Source organism: Pseudomonas sp. GW821-FHT07E12, from assembly GCF_058986605.1.
In genome coordinates, this window is record NZ_JBYSVX010000030.1 from 32,637 (window position 1) to 47,364 (window position 14,728).

At 64.2% G+C, this 14,728-nt stretch carries 13 protein-coding genes; 2 read left to right on the plus strand and 11 right to left on the minus strand.

Going from position 1 to position 14,728, the window contains the following annotated elements:
* Nucleotides 1-291: 291 nt before the first annotated feature.
* A complete protein-coding gene (locus AC3WJE_RS15480) occupies nucleotides 292-852 on the plus strand; it encodes an HNH endonuclease (RefSeq protein WP_493731712.1) in 561 nt (186 codons plus the stop codon).
* A gap of 228 nt (nucleotides 853-1,080) precedes the next feature.
* Entirely contained in the window at nucleotides 1,081-2,991 is a 1,911-nt protein-coding gene (gene dxs / locus AC3WJE_RS15485) for a 1-deoxy-D-xylulose-5-phosphate synthase (protein WP_493731713.1), read from the plus strand.
* A gap of 118 nt (nucleotides 2,992-3,109) precedes the next feature.
* Here the strand turns inward: dxs and AC3WJE_RS15490 are convergent, their stop codons facing one another.
* From AC3WJE_RS15490 to AC3WJE_RS15540, 11 genes are all read right to left on the minus strand, one after another.
* Entirely contained in the window at nucleotides 3,110-4,117 is a 1,008-nt protein-coding gene (locus tag AC3WJE_RS15490) for a TraB/GumN family protein (RefSeq protein ID WP_493731714.1), read from the minus strand.
* Between the two features lie 67 nt (nucleotides 4,118-4,184).
* Nucleotides 4,185-4,664 (minus strand): cupin domain-containing protein, encoded by a 480-nt coding sequence (locus AC3WJE_RS15495; RefSeq protein WP_493731715.1) that lies wholly within the window; start codon nucleotides 4,662-4,664, stop codon nucleotides 4,185-4,187.
* A 52-nt stretch (nucleotides 4,665-4,716) separates the two neighbouring features.
* Nucleotides 4,717-5,544 carry a WecB/TagA/CpsF family glycosyltransferase gene (locus tag AC3WJE_RS15500; RefSeq protein ID WP_493731716.1) on the minus strand — a complete coding sequence of 276 codons (828 nt, stop codon included), beginning with the start codon at nucleotides 5,542-5,544 and terminating at the stop codon, nucleotides 4,717-4,719.
* 5 nt (nucleotides 5,545-5,549) lie between these two features.
* Entirely contained in the window at nucleotides 5,550-6,344 is a 795-nt protein-coding gene (locus AC3WJE_RS15505; RefSeq protein ID WP_493731717.1) for a polysaccharide pyruvyl transferase family protein, read from the minus strand.
* A gap of 175 nt (nucleotides 6,345-6,519) precedes the next feature.
* On the minus strand, nucleotides 6,520-7,314 hold the full coding sequence (locus tag AC3WJE_RS15510; RefSeq protein WP_493731718.1) for a polysaccharide pyruvyl transferase family protein: 795 nt from the start codon (nucleotides 7,312-7,314) through the stop codon (nucleotides 6,520-6,522).
* Between the two features lie 40 nt (nucleotides 7,315-7,354).
* The gene (locus tag AC3WJE_RS15515) at nucleotides 7,355-8,548 is read right to left on the minus strand and encodes a GumK N-terminal domain-containing glycosyltransferase (protein WP_493731719.1); all 1,194 of its coding nucleotides are present in this window, start codon (nucleotides 8,546-8,548) and stop codon (nucleotides 7,355-7,357) included.
* 40 nt (nucleotides 8,549-8,588) lie between these two features.
* Entirely contained in the window at nucleotides 8,589-10,082 is a 1,494-nt protein-coding gene (locus AC3WJE_RS15520; RefSeq protein ID WP_493731720.1) for a lipopolysaccharide biosynthesis protein, read from the minus strand.
* A complete protein-coding gene (locus AC3WJE_RS15525) occupies nucleotides 10,079-11,119 on the minus strand; it encodes a glycosyltransferase (protein WP_493731721.1) in 1,041 nt (346 codons plus the stop codon). The genes AC3WJE_RS15520 and AC3WJE_RS15525 overlap by 4 nt, the downstream gene beginning before the upstream one ends.
* Nucleotides 11,116-12,258 carry a glycosyltransferase family 4 protein gene (locus AC3WJE_RS15530; protein ID WP_493731722.1) on the minus strand — a complete coding sequence of 381 codons (1,143 nt, stop codon included), beginning with the start codon at nucleotides 12,256-12,258 and terminating at the stop codon, nucleotides 11,116-11,118. The genes AC3WJE_RS15525 and AC3WJE_RS15530 overlap by 4 nt, the downstream gene beginning before the upstream one ends.
* A gap of 28 nt (nucleotides 12,259-12,286) precedes the next feature.
* Nucleotides 12,287-13,381: an acyltransferase family protein gene (locus AC3WJE_RS15535; protein WP_493731723.1), complete on the minus strand. Its 1,095-nt coding sequence runs from the start codon at nucleotides 13,379-13,381 to the stop codon at nucleotides 12,287-12,289.
* Nucleotides 13,378-14,694 (minus strand): hypothetical protein, encoded by a 1,317-nt coding sequence (locus AC3WJE_RS15540; protein ID WP_493731724.1) that lies wholly within the window; start codon nucleotides 14,692-14,694, stop codon nucleotides 13,378-13,380. Before AC3WJE_RS15540 ends, AC3WJE_RS15535 begins: the two co-directional genes overlap by 4 nt.
* Between the last annotated feature and the right edge of the window lie 34 nt (nucleotides 14,695-14,728).

Genomic DNA, 14,728 nt, shown 5'->3' on the forward strand with positions numbered 1-14,728 from the left:
GAGCGGCTTCAGCCGCGATGAGGCTTTCGCGCAGGCCTCTCTGCAAAAGCCCGCACATCCATGTGCGGGGATTCAGATGGGAAAGCCCCATCGCGGCTGAAGCCGCTCCTACGGGAGCTGTCCCGATATCCGGGATCAATCGATACACAAATTGTCAACAATCAGGTATAAGCTGTCTTCCCGATGGAGACAGACACTACCTCGCGTAATCTGATCGACACCGGAGCCCCTGCAGCACCGGTGCTTTCCGCCTCCGCGGAGTTCTCTCGACTTCCCCGTCCCATCGGCCCGATGCGATTCCTTTCGCTCGATGCGCATGGCCGGGTACTGGACTGGATCAACTGGCAGGACGCTGCCTGCCTGTATGCCCGCGACGCGGTTTCCTGGACGCTCGGCGAACCCTGCCTGCAGATCCACGGCGGCATCTCACGTGCGACCGGTGAGCGCAGCGTCCTCGACCTGCATCCGATCATCGCCGCGCGCGGCCATGCCCATGCGCGCGCGCTCGACCCGACGCCCTCGCTGACCAACACCGCGCTGTTCGCCCGCGATTCGCAGCTGTGCCTGTACTGCGGCCAGCAGTTCAGCCGGCCGCACCTGACCCGCGATCACGTGATGCCGATCTCCAAGGGCGGCCGCGATACCTGGGAAAACGTGGTCACCGCGTGCTTCCATTGCAATTCGCGCAAATCCAACCGCACCCCGCAGCAGGCCAACATGCCGCTGCTGGCGGTGCCCTATCGGCCGAGCTGGATCGAGCACCTGATCCTGTCCAACCGCAACATCCTGGCCGACCAGATGGCGTTCCTGAAGGCGCAACTGCCTCGGAAAGCATTGCGGCGAATCGGTTGATGCCTCGCGGCCATCGCCCCTGATTCAGGGTCACCGCGGCATCCACACATGGCGGTCGACAAGTGCCGCAACACCTGTACCGGCGGGCTCCTTGCCCGGCCAGGCTCTTCCGCAACGGCTGCTTCCACGACAACCGTCTTCATCACCCCGCGCTGACACCTGAACCGGCTTGCTTGCCCCATCACGACCCGGGGGGCGAAAATGCCGGCTCAGCTGAAAGCCAAGACGATGATCGATCCCAGCCATTACCCGCGCCTGGCGCGTATCCAGACCCCCGACGATCTGCGCCAATTCGACGAGGCCGAGCTTCCGGCTGTGGCCGAGGAACTGCGCGCCTACCTGATCGAGTCGGTCGGTCGCAGCGGCGGCCATTTCGCCGCGGGGCTGGGGGTGATCGAACTGACCGTCGCCCTGCACTACCTCTATCAGACGCCGGTCGACCAGTTGGTGTGGGACGTGGGCCACCAGACCTATCCGCACAAGATCCTCACCGGGCGTCGCGACAGCATCCATACGGTCAAGCAGAAGGACGGCGTGGCGCCGTTCCCGAAGCGCGAGGAAAGCGAGTACGACACCTTCGGCGTCGGCCACTCCTCGACCTCGATCTCGGCCGCGCTCGGCATGGCGATCGCCGCGCAGCAGCGTGGTGATGAGCGCAAGGTCGTCGCGGTAATCGGCGATGGTGCGATGACCGCCGGCATGGTCTACGAGGCGCTCAACCATGCCGGCGGCATGGAGCCGGAGCCGAACCTGCTGGTGATCCTCAACGATAACCGCATGTCGATCTCCGAGGCGGTTGGCGGGCTGACCAAGATGCTCGGCCGCATGAGCGGCAGCCGCACCCTCAACGCGATCCGCGAGGGTGGCAAGAAGATTCTTGGCGACAAGAAGAACAACGCCACCGCGCGCTTCGTCAAACGCTGGGAAGAACACTGGAAAGGCATGTTCGTGCCGTCCACGCTGTTCGAAGAGATGGGCTTCCACTACACCGGCCCGATCGACGGCCACGACCTGCCCGCGCTGCTGGCCACGCTGAAGACGCTCAAGGGCCTGAAGGGCCCCAAGCTGCTGCACGTGATCACCACCAAGGGCAAGGGCTACGAGCTGGCCGAGGGCGATCAGATCGGCTATCACGCGGTCGGTCCGTTCGATCCGGAAAAGGGTCTGGTCGCCAAGGGCGGCACGAAGAAACCGACCTATACCGATGTCTTCAGCGATTGGCTGTGCGATGCCGCCAAGGCCGAGCCGCGTCTGCTGGGCATCACGCCGGCGATGCGCGAGGGCTCCGGCCTGGTGCGCTTCAGCAAGGAATATCCGGAGCGCTATTTCGACGTGGCGATCGCCGAGCAGCATGCGGTGACGCTGGCGGCCGGCATGGCCACGCAGGGTGCAAAGCCGGTCGTGGCGATCTATTCGACCTTCCTGCAGCGTGCCTACGATCAGCTGGTGCACGACGTGGCGATCCAGGAACTGGACGTGCTGTTCGCGATCGACCGCGGTGGCGTGGTCGGCCCGGACGGCGCTACCCATGCCGGCAATCTCGACCTGAGCTTCCTGCGCTGTGTACCCAACATGGTGGTGATGGCACCGGCCGATGAAGCCGAGTGCCGGCAGATGCTCACCACCGGCATGGAATATCGGGGACCGGCGGCGGTGCGCTATCCGCGTGGTACCGGACCCGGGATCGCAGCGGGCAACGACCTTTCCAGCCTGCCGATCGGCAAGGCGCAGTTGCGCGCCTCCGGTTCGCGGATCGCGCTGCTTGCGTTCGGCGCCACCGTGCCCGCCGCCGAGCAGGCGGGTCGCGAGCTGGGGCTGACGGTGGTCAACATGCGTTTCGTCAAGCCGCTCGATCGCGCACTGGTGCTGGAACTGGCCAGGACCCACGAGGGTTTCATCACCATCGAGGACAACGTGGTCGCCGGTGGTGCCGGTTCCGGCGTGGCCGAACTGCTCAATGCCGAAGGCGTCCTGCTGCCGGTCCTGCACCTGGGCCTGCCCGATTCGTTCCAGCACCACGCCAGCCGCGAGGATCTGCTGGCCGAAGCCGGTCTCGATGCCCCCGGCATCCGCGCTGCGGCACTGCGCCGCTGGCCGTCGCTCGCAGTGGCCAGCAACCCGCTCAGCGCGGCGAGCTAGCAGCCAGCTTCCGTAGCGCCGAGCTTGCTCGGCTGGAACGGTCCCGAGAAGGCTTCAGCAGAGCAAGCTCCGCTCGGGAACAGGCGCTGCGCGACAGGCGCGTATGCGTACTGGCCGGTCACGGCGCTTCTACCGTATAGCCACGCGCCTGTAGCCGCTCCAGGTAGCCCTGCGGCGCGAGCAGCTCACTGATCGGCAGCAGCGCGAACGTGCTGCTGTTCTTCTGCAAAGCAGCTTCGGCGAGCGCGAGCCAGTGCTGCCTCAGCTTCTCGCCAAGGTCGCCATAGCCGCGTCCTTTGGCGAAGCCCGATTCCGACAGGGCGCGAGTGCAGACGCTGCGAGGGTCTTCACGCGGCAAGCGTCGCAACGCTTCGATGTCGCCCACCGACCACGCATTGGCACGCTCGACCATCGTCGGCAGATCGTGTTCGACCGCCCCCAGCACGCTGCGGAAGCACGCCACATCGTCCATGCCGCCGGCGCGGAATTCCTTGATCGCCGCCTTCGGGTTTTCGACCTTGACTTCCAGCCGGGTCGCGGTGAGCTTGATGCCCGCCTTCTTGGCGGCCTTCTCCACCACCGGCCCGATCGGCGACTTGCGACCCAAGCCGGACTTCTTGACCGCTGCCTCGTACAGTTCGCCTGCCGCGACCATCGGGCGCTTCTTCTCGACACCGCCGTCGCGCCCCAGGTAACGCGGCTTCTGCAGCAGCCAGCGCGCATAGAGGTCTGCCGGCAGGACGTCGCGCAGCTCGGCACCATTCTCGTTCTTCATCGCCTTCATCGCCGACGGTGCCAGCGCCAGCTTGCCGAAGAACCCCACATCGGCCTCGAACGCCAACGAGGGCGAAAGCAGGATCTGCTGCGAGTTTGCGATGACGGTCTCGACCTCGTCCGGCTTCCACTCGATGTTGCTCGGCAACGGCGCCACCGTACCGAGAATCCAGAGTACGTGTTCGCCCTTGCTGACCTTCCAAAGACCGGGGCCGGGCTGCACGCCGTGCACGACCATGGCATTCAGGTCCACGATCGGCGCAGCGGGCGCCGCGACCGGCGTGGACTCGGAGGTCTGCGCACACGCAGCGAACGCTGCCAGCCACAATGCGATGCCCCATCCCTGCTTCATGCGGTGCCCCCTGTTGGCCCGTAGACGAATCCGGACGCGAAACTACCGGATTCCGCATGCATCAGCGTTAGCGAATCGTTGCCACTGATCCATCGAACCATGCATCGGCTTCGCGCAGCGGCGCGACCAGCGGGTCATCGGAGGCCATCAACTGGAAGCCCTCCCAGACAAAACCGGGCGAAACCGTACAGCCCACCAGCGTGAAATCGCCACGCGGACGCGCGGCCTGCCAGACCCCGCTCGGCACCACGCGCATCGGCTGGACGTCCACCGCATCCGGCCCCAACAGTTGCCGCTGCAGACCACCAGCGCGTTCGTCGAACGTCAGCAATTCCAGCACGTCGCCCTGCTGCCAGTGCCAGCATTCATCACCATCGACGCGATGCCAGCGACTGACCTCGCCCGCTGCGAGCAGAAAACGGATGCCGGTAACGGCCGGGCGTCCGTGGCTACGCGACAGCGATTCGTAGATGCGGCGGTAGTGCCCGCCCTCGGGATGCGGTTCCAGGGCAAGGCGTGCGATCAGATCGGAGGCGGCTTCGTTCATCGCCCGATCTTACCTCGCACGCCGATGTCTCCGCCCCACACCACTAACCCACTCAGGCACTGGCACGCATCTTCCTCGGTACACGTTTGCCGGAACGCAGGCAGACCGCGAAGAACGACAGCAGATCCCAGCTGTAGCGCTTGATCAATCGCCGCGGCTCGTTGAACAGGCGGAACAACCATTCGCCGTGGACACGCCGCACCCAGGCCGGTGCGCGCTGAGCATTGCCGGACAGGAAATCCAGCAATGCACCCACGCCGAAGACCAGCGGCGTGCGCAACTGGGTGCTGCGCTCGACGATCCAGCGCTCCTGCAGCGGATTGCCGAACGCGACCAGCAGCACGTCCGCATCGCTGGCATTGATGCGATCGACCAGGCTGTCTTCGCCGGCCGCGAACTCGCGATAGCCATCGCAGGTGCCGACGATCTCCTGCCCCATGTCGCGCAGCAGATCGGCGGCCTCGAACCCGATTCCCGCACCAGAGCCGAGCAGGAAGAACCGCAGCGGACGCGATGAACGCCTGCACAGATGCGGGATCAGATCGGTGCCGTTGAGGTTCTGGGCGAAACGCCGGCCATGGATCAGCAGCGCTCCCAGGTCCATGCCGATGCCGTCGTTGACGATGCGCCACGACGGCCCCGTCATCCGCCCGCGCAACGCCTGGCACTTCACCAAGAAATTGGTATTGGCAAAGCACACCCGTCGACGCTGGCCCCGCTGCATCGCCCGGAACAAATCCTCGGTGAACGCATCCTGGGTGGTCGACAGAATGGGAAAGCCGCCCAACGGCACGAATTCGCCAACTTCGAACCGGCCACGCACGATCGGCGCGTCGTCTTCCAATGTCGATACGCGGGTTCCACGGTATTTGTCAGTCATGGGGGTCACCATAGATCGTAGGGAAACGAATCCAGCAGCCGTCCCTGGACGGCGGCCAGGTCGAACGAGGCGTTCCCTCCAAACGCCAGGCATTCCTCTACCGAGCGTCCCAGGTGCCATTGCGTGCGCCCGGTGCCCAGGTAGTAGTCGTCGTATTTCAGGCGATCGTCGCCATTTCCCCAATCCAGATACACGGCGGGGATACCGTAGGCCTCGGCCAACACGAGGCCATGCAACGAGCTGCTCACGACCAGCTCCGCGCCCAGCAGCTTGCGCACGAAGGTGATCGTCTTGACGTTCGGAAACACCAGGTGCTCGGCGTAATCCTTGTACTTCACCGCCGGCTCGTTGAAATGCGGAACCACCACGTAGCGACGCTGCTGGCGCGGTCCCAACGCATCGGACGGGAAGAACCGCGGCATCAGCAGGCCAGGATCGCCATAGACCTCCGGCACCTTGATACCGCGCTCCAGCAGCAGATCGCGCGTACGCGGACCCAGCACGGCGCGCACGTCAAGATGCGTTATCGCATCCATCTCGGCCATGACCCGACTGTCTCCGCTGCTGCCCCAGACCGCATCGCCCTGCCGTGCGTAATGCAGGATCGAACCCGTCGCCAACAGGCGACGCGTCGGATCACGCTTGTCGATCAGCTCCTTCCCGCGCAGCGCCAGCATCGAGCTGACGATGACTTTCGAAAGGTGCGAGCCAACGTTCACTTCCCCGTTACGCGGCTGCCACCAGAACAACGCGCGACGCTCGGCGCTTTCGAGCATGCGATGTAGCAATGTTTTTGGCATGACGCTCAATCCGTTCGAAGGTGGAGGGACGGTCCGTCCTGACTGCGATGCGAACTTGCCATTGCATGCGCCCGGCGGCGCGTCACGTCCCTGTGGCTTCGGGCCTGCAGGAACATGCGCAGGCCATCCATGCGGAAATCATTTCGAATAGCGGACGTGCTGCTGTTCATCGGGGTCACCACAAGTCATACGGAAATGCCGTCAGCAATCCGGCCTGCAATCGCGCCAGGTCGAAACTGCCGTTGCCCCCGAGCTGGAGGCACTGCTCCACACTGTTGCCGGCATGCCACTTCGTTCGCCCCGTACCGAAGTAGTAGTCGTCGTACTTGAAACGGTCTTCACCATTGCCCCAGTCCAGATACACCGCCGGGATGCCATACGCCTCCGCCAGGATCAGCCCGTGCAGCGAACTGCTGACCACCAGTTCGGCACCCAGCAAGCGGCTGGCGAAGGCGGCTGGCTTGCCTTCCGTAAACACCAGGTGCTCGGACCAGGCGGCGTATTTCTCGTTCGGCTCATTGAAGTGCGGCACGATCACGAAGCGACGCGGACGCGGCGGACCGAGCGCATCGGCAGGAAAGAACTTCGGCATCAGCAGACCCGGATCGCCATAGACCTCCGGTACCGAGATACCGCGGGCCAGCAGGAACTCGCGCGTCTTCGGGCCACGCACCGCGCGAACGTCGAGCATGCCGAAGGCGTTGCGTTCAGCCGGAATCTTGCCGTTGATACCGCTGCCCCAGACCGTGTCGCCGGTGTTGGCGAAATGCAGCACCGAGCCGATCGCGATCAGCTTGTTGCCGGTCTGGCGTTTCTCGATCAGTGTCTTGTCGCGCTGCGCCAACACACTGGACACGATCACCTTGGACAGGTAATCGCCCATGTTGATGCGGCCGCTCTTGGGCTGCCACCAGTACAAAGCCTGGCGCTCGCTGTGATCGAGCCATTTCTGCAGCAACGGATTCGGCATCGGGTTCCTTTCTGGCGGATGGGGGAAACGGGCGGTACGGTCAAACGGGTACTGCGCGCAGATCGGTTCGATCCGCAACGCCTGCAATCGGCGAAAGCCGGGTTTCCGGGTACGCGGTTGGATTGAGCACGCGATCGGTGGTCTCGGCCCAGCTCAGGCATTGCCGATGGCGCACACGCGGTGCGGCCACCGCTTTGCCAATCGCGGCAACCAGTGATTCCGCATCGCCTGGTGTGTAGCCGAAGCGTGCCTGGTAGCGACCCACCACGCGATGCGGACATACCGCCGGCAACCCGAAGAAGTCGTACTGCAGCAGTTTCATCGAGCTGTCGGCGAGGTAATCCGGCACCTGCTCGGACGCGTAGGGCGCGATGCCGAAGCGCGCGTGCTTGATGTAGCGGATCGTCTCGGCATGCTTCATCTCGCCGTAGACGATGATGTTCTCGCCATAGTCCGGGTGCCGCCCCATGCCCGAGCCGATCACGTGGAAGGTGACCTCGGGGAAAGCACGCCCTGCAATCACAAAGAACAAGGGATCGAACAACATCGAACCCACGGAAACGGCGTGGATCCCCTCCGCGTACGGCGACGGATCGCCCAGCTGTTCGAGGTTGTGATCGACGCCATGACCGACGTGGAACACGTTGTCACAGCTGGCGATCTCCACCGCCATCGCCGGCGACACCAGCGCGATCACGTCCATCGTCGGCGCCACCCGATCGAAGGTCCGCTCGATCCAGGATGCCACGTTGATCGTGCTGAGTCCGTCGGAGGCGCGGTAGACCAGTCGCGCACGCGGATTCAGTCGCTTGGCCAACTCGATGAAGGCCACCGCGTAACCGCTTTCGAACACGATCACGTCGGATTGCTGGATCCAGTCCACCAGCGCGCTTGGCGGGTGCGAGGCATACCAGCGGAACATCGCGTCCTCGACCGGCCGCAGCCAGGGCCGGCGCGTATTGAACGGATGCACCGTCGTTCGCCACAGGTAGCACTCGACCCCGTTGTGCTCGACAACGGTATTGGCGGTGCCGTCCAGCGGCAGACGCATGTCGCCCTTCATCCGCGACAGCCGGCTGTAGCGCAGCGAGAAGAACCGTGTCTGTCCGCGCTTGGCCAACTCATCGGTGATGAAGTGGATGTTGGCGCGGCGTGGGGTGCGATAGTCGTGCGCGGACAGCACGAGATAGCGCGGACGCCGCGAGGCTGGGATGTCGGTGCGGATCGCGTTCACGGCTGGACTCCCATGGATTGCGGAAGAAGGGCAACGATGGTCATGAGCGCCCCCGGGTTTCGCGGAGCAACTTGTGGATGCTGGCGATGGCGAGCACGTCGCGGCGGAATGCCGGCCAAGCCAGGAACACGGCGATGCAGCCCAGCGCCATCACCGCGCTGCCGATCGCCAGTACCTGCCAAAGCGATCCACCGATCCGCCACGACACATACCAGGACAGTGCGGCGGCCAGGCCATAGCCGACAAAGGCGCGCAATCCGTTGGTGAACAGCGCCATCGCCGGCGCATCGGACACCCGCCCGATCCACACCAGTGACAGAGGCCACAGCAGCAGCAGACCAAGCGAATAGCTGGCCGCCACTCCCATCACGCCCCACAGCGAGCCGACGAGGATGCAGACGATCAGCAATACTCGCGCCGCAACCGAATAGACCAGTTGCTCACGCATCAGCCCCTTGGCCAGGAACACCCAGTACGCCGCATACGCTGCGGCCTGGAAGATGCCGCCCAGCGCCAGTACCTGGAACAACGGCACCGCATCACGCCACTGCTCGCCGAGCAACAGAACTATCAGCGGCAGCGCCTGTGCGCAGGCGAACGCGAACAGCGCGACGATCAGATGGACCATCACCGTCTGCCCGCGCAGCAGGAACGCGCCAAACCGCTCGCGCTCGTCCTGCAGCTGCGACAACACCGGCAGCGCCACCGTCGTAGCCGGCGCATTGATCTGGTTGAGCGGCATCATCAACAGCTGGAATGCACGGTTGTACAACCCGAGCGCATCCGCGCCGGTACGTGCACCGATGATCACCTGGCCCACATTGCGACTGGCATAGCCAAGCAACTGCGCCGCCATCAGGTTCCAGCCGAAGCTCAGGAAGCTGCGCATCGGTGCATCACGCTGGTAACCACGTGGCAACCAGCGTGCGCAGACCACGGCGATGGCGAGATTCACGAATGCCTGCACGACCTGCTGCAACACCAGTGCCCAGTAGCCCCAGCCCAGCAGGGCGGCGGCCACGCCGGCGACGAGTCCGGCGATCTGGGCGCCGACATCGCTCAACGCCACCTGCCCGAATCGCAGGCCCCGGCTGAGATGAGCGCGATACTGCGTGGTCATGCCATTGAGCAGGAACGTCACTGCCAATGCCTGCGAGATCGTCACCAACACCGGCTCGGCATAGAAGGAGGCAATCGCCTGCGCCGAAACGAACACCACGACCGACAACACCAGGCCAATGCCGCTGTTGATCCAGAACAGGTTGTCGCGCTGCTCGCGGCTGACCTCCCGGGCCTGGATCGCAGCGGAAGAAAGACCGAAATCACGCAGGATCTCGGCAACGCCGACGATCGCGGTGACCATCGCCATCAAGCCGTAGTCGTGCGGCGTCAGCAGCCGCGCCAGCAGCACGATGCCGCCGAACTGCACCACCATCTTGGTCGCCTGCCCGACCATCGTTACCGCTGCACCACCCGCCGCACGCGACGCCAGGCTGCGCGGGGGAGCGGTGATCCGGGACGATTCAGCACTCATCGTGCCGCGTCTCCGTCCAGGCCCAATGCTTCAAGGTAAGTCCGATAGTGTTGACGACCGATACCTGGCCAATCGCGACGCGAGAGATCGGGAGCATCGCCGCGGGGCGTGTTGCGCATCCTGTCCAGCGTCGCCGTCAGCAGGGCCGCATCGAACTCGCCTTCGTACAGGAACACCCAGCCCGGGCCGACCTCCTCGGCCAACGCAGCGTTCGCCTCACTCCACGGTGCCAGCACCGGCCGCGCCAGCGACAAGGCCAGCAGCAAGGTCCCGCTGTTGTGCATCTGCCGATACGGAAGCACCACCAGTTCGCACTGCCCGACCTCGCTGGCCAGCGCCGGCTCCTCCACATAGGCCAGCAAAGCACTGATGCGCGTGTCGCCCGTACAGGCCTGTTCCACACGCTGTCGCATCTGCGGTGTGGCTGGATTGCCGACAATACGCAGCGACACGCCTGGAACATCGACGTCCTGCATCACATCAAGCAGCGTCTCGACACCCTTGTAGGGACGAATCAGGCCGAAATGCAGCAACCTGCCTGGCACGCTGCGCATGCGCGGCGCATTCGCGAACCAGTCGCGATAGTGGCCATGCAGGATGGTGTCGGTGAAGGGCGCACGTACCGGCGTTGCGGCATTGATGCGGATCCAGCGCCGCGTCATCCCGTCCATCCAGCCGAGCAGGATGCGCTCGACCACCCCACGATCCTCGTGCGGGGCGACATTGTGCAACGTGCGCACGATCGGCGTACCGGTCAGCTTGAGCCGCAACAGCAACAGCGCCGCCGCCGCCTGCTTCGCCCATGTACCGAGCCGCGAGGAATGCCGCAGCACGTACTCCGGCCAATGCAGATGCAGCACGTCGTAGCGCGACAGCAGTGCATCGCGCATCGAGAAGAAACGTGGCGTCACCTGCTCCGGCAAGGCGTCGTAGAGCTGGGTCAGATAAGGATTGGTCTTGTCACCGGGTGCCTCGGTGGAGAACAGCACGGTGATTGCCGGGAGCGTCGCATCGCGCGTCATCGACAAGGCATTCATCGCAATGCCTCCCGCGGGGCGGGATGCCCGAGCGCCGCGCGGTACTCGTCGAGATAGCGCCCGACCACGTGCCGCCAGTCGTAGCGCTCCACGTACGCCATGGTCGCGTTGCGGCGCTGCTCGAAATCCTGGGCGATGACCTGCGCCAGCTTTTCGACAACGGCGGCAGCTCCGATGGGATCGTTCCGGTCCACCATGACGCCTTGGCCGGACTCGTTCAACAGGCGCGCGAACGGCGGGATATCGCTCAGTACCGGGATCAATCCCGCGCTCATCGCCTCCACCGCCGCAATGCCGAAACCCTCATGCTGGGACAGACAGACGAAGAACTGCGCTTGCCGCATCAACAGCCGTAGCTGCTCCTGCGATGGCGAAACATGCAACTTCACGCGCGACCCGAGGCCACGTACCGCGATCGCGGCACGTAGATCGGCCTCGTCGAAGTCGTACTCGCGGCCCGCGATGATCAATTGCCAGGCCGGATCCAGTGCAGCCAGCGCCTGCAGAAGATCCAGCGTCTCCATCAATCCCTTGTTGACCGACCAGCGACCGAAATAGAGCAATGTGCGTCCGGGAACGGTGCCGCCCTGCCCGGCATACTTGCCCACGTCCACGCCGTTCTCGATGACACGAAGCCGCGCCGGCGCCACCACGCGGGAGAACAGTTCACCGTCGTTCTCGCTGGTGGCGATCACTCGCTCGTACGCCCACGCCGAGGCGCGGGTCAAGGTGTTGAACCACACCTTCTTCAACCGCGACGCATACCCGGTATGAAAGAACCCGCCATGGGTGGACACCACCATCGGCTTGCCATGCAGCAACCGTGACAAGGCAAGGAAGTCGTAGAAGAAATCAATGCCGTGGACATGTACCAGATCGGCCGACGCCAATGCAGCGAGCACCGACGGCGCCAGCGGATAGCGGGTGGAGCCGCGATACGGAATGCGGGTGACCGGCAGGTCCTCGTAGTGTGCATCCCGCGCCAGAGTCGTTGCCGGCGCAGTGAACAGGCGATCCAGCGTCACGACGCGCACGTCGTCGCCCGTCACCGCGCGATGCTGTCGCGCGATGTTGAGCACCACCTCCTCCATGCCACCGATGGAGGGATGGAATTGACGAACGACATGCACCACTTTCATCTAATCCAGACTCCTCTAAACGGATGGATCACGCGACGGCACCTGCACTGGATCGACGAGCCCCCAGCGACCACGGGGCCCACCGCATCAACACCGCGCGCATCGGCACACAGGCAAGCAACGCGACGATCGATACCGACAATGCCCATCCCAACCCCGGCCCGGCCGCGCCAAAGCCGCCGAACAACGAGGCCACGCCAGAGAGCACGAAGAACACCAACAGATGCGTGCACAACACCAATAACGTATTGCGACCGATCCATTGCACCCATCGCATGCGCATGAACAACTGCGCCGCACATAAGGCCATCGCGGTACCCAGCATCGCCGCCACCATGAAGGCAATGCGCGAGTACCCGAACTCCAACTGGTTGATGTCCACCCGCCCATTGCGCCAGGCCAGCACCAACCACGGCAGCCCCAGCACCACCATTGCGATCGCGCTGCCTGTCCCTGTCCGTGGCAACAGCCACCCGGCATGCGAACACAACGCACCACCGGCAAAGAAGAACAGCGCCACCGGCAGCACATCCAACGCGAAGGGCAGCCGCACATCCTGCGCAGGGAACCAACCGATCCAGACCCAGGACAGCACACCCATCGACAACGCCAGCCAACCTGGCGAGACACGTCGCCGCAGATACAGATAGGCCAGGGTCGTGACGAACAGCGCCGGCAGGAACCAGAGCGCTGGCTGCACATACAATTCGGGGCCGATCCCGCTGAACAGCCCGCGCAACGGCTCCCACCAGGGCCGCTCGCCCCAGCGCGCGGCCTTCTCGCCGATGTTGCGGGTCAACAGCCAGTACACGTAACCCAGCGCGAAGAAGCACACGTACGGCACCAGCAAGGTACGCGCGAGCTTCTTCCATGCCGTCCAACCCGCGCGCGCGGAGCCGTGACCTTCACCAACCCATCCTGAGATGAAAAAGAACAACGGCACGTGGAAGCTGTAGACCAGGATCGTGAACGCCTGCGGGATCCCCTTGGCGTGTCCCAGCACGACCAGCACGATAGCCAGCGCCTTTGCGGCATCGATGCGCAGATCCCGTACACGTACCGGCGCCGCTACCCTGCCCATGGGCAGCGTGTTGGCAGAACCCGCCTGGAGTACGCCACTCATGAGGCTGCCCCCACTGGAGTCCCGTCATTCCCCCGCTTCAACTGCAATGATGTGGATGGCTTCGCGTTGCCGCCCGGACCCGCAAGCTCCGGCATCGGCAGCGCGCGCATCTGCCAAAGGCAGCCGCAGGCAAACCACCACAGCGCCGAGGTCTTGATCGAGAAGTAGCCATTGGAAACCAGCAGACTCAACGCGAACGCAAAGATCGCCAGGTTCTTGAACACCTGCCCTTCGCGCGTCGGCAATATCAGCAAGAACGAGTACGCCAGCAGGAACGCGAGCACGCCGACCACCGACTGCGAGGCGACGAAGTAAGAGATGCCGCTGTCGAAATAACGATATGCCGCAGCGGGATCCAGACCCATCCACGATGCAAACGACAGATGATTGATCGAATAGACCGTAAAGAAGACCCGGCCGAGCGTCGTATCCTCGTACTCCTGGATACCGGAGGCCCAGACCAGCAACCATCCTCCCGCCAGCACCAGGAAGAACAACAGAAACGCCAGCCGCTGGTCGACCCTCACCAGCAACGGCGCCAGCAGCAGCATCAGCACGCAGGTTCCGGCGGCCAGCCGTCCATCCGATGCCACGATCAGGAATCCGATCAATCCAATCGCCAGCAACAGCACGGGCGGACGGAACCATCGCGCGAATGCCAGCACGATCGCCGCGAAGAAGATGATGTAGTTGCCCATCGTCACCGGCTCGACGAACACCGACGAGGCGCGCGGCAAGTTTGTACTAGGCAGGAAGTTGCGCGCGCCCGGCCGCGTGGCGCTGACATACAGGTTGCTGTCCTGGTTCCAGAAGCCCTCCGCGCTCGCGCCGCGCGCATTGACGAAGTAGCTCTTCGGGTTGACCACATCGCCATACACGTTGGGCGCGGCCAGCTCGAACAATGCCACCAGCGCGATCACCACCGATATGCGCAGGAACAACTTGGGCAGCGAACCACGATACGACGCGCCCAACACCAGGAACGCGAACGCGATCAACGCATCACGGAAGAACTTGGGATCGACCTGCCACGAAAACAGGAACCGCACCAGCATCAGCCCGACCACCAGCCCGAGCCCGCTCACCACCAACGCCAGATGCCTGCGTTCCAGCGACCAGATGCCGATCACGAAGCAGGCGATGTAGATCATGAACTCGACCGCGTATGTCATCACCGGCCTGACCATGAACACCTTCGCATTGACCACGGCCAATACGAAGTTGTAGCCAACCGCCAACAACATCAGCACCTCGATGCTGAGGTTCATCCAGCGCGTACGCTGCGACCGGATATCAGGCGTCACGGTCGTCATGGCGTGCGCCCCAACGACCGCATGGCGGCCCGTT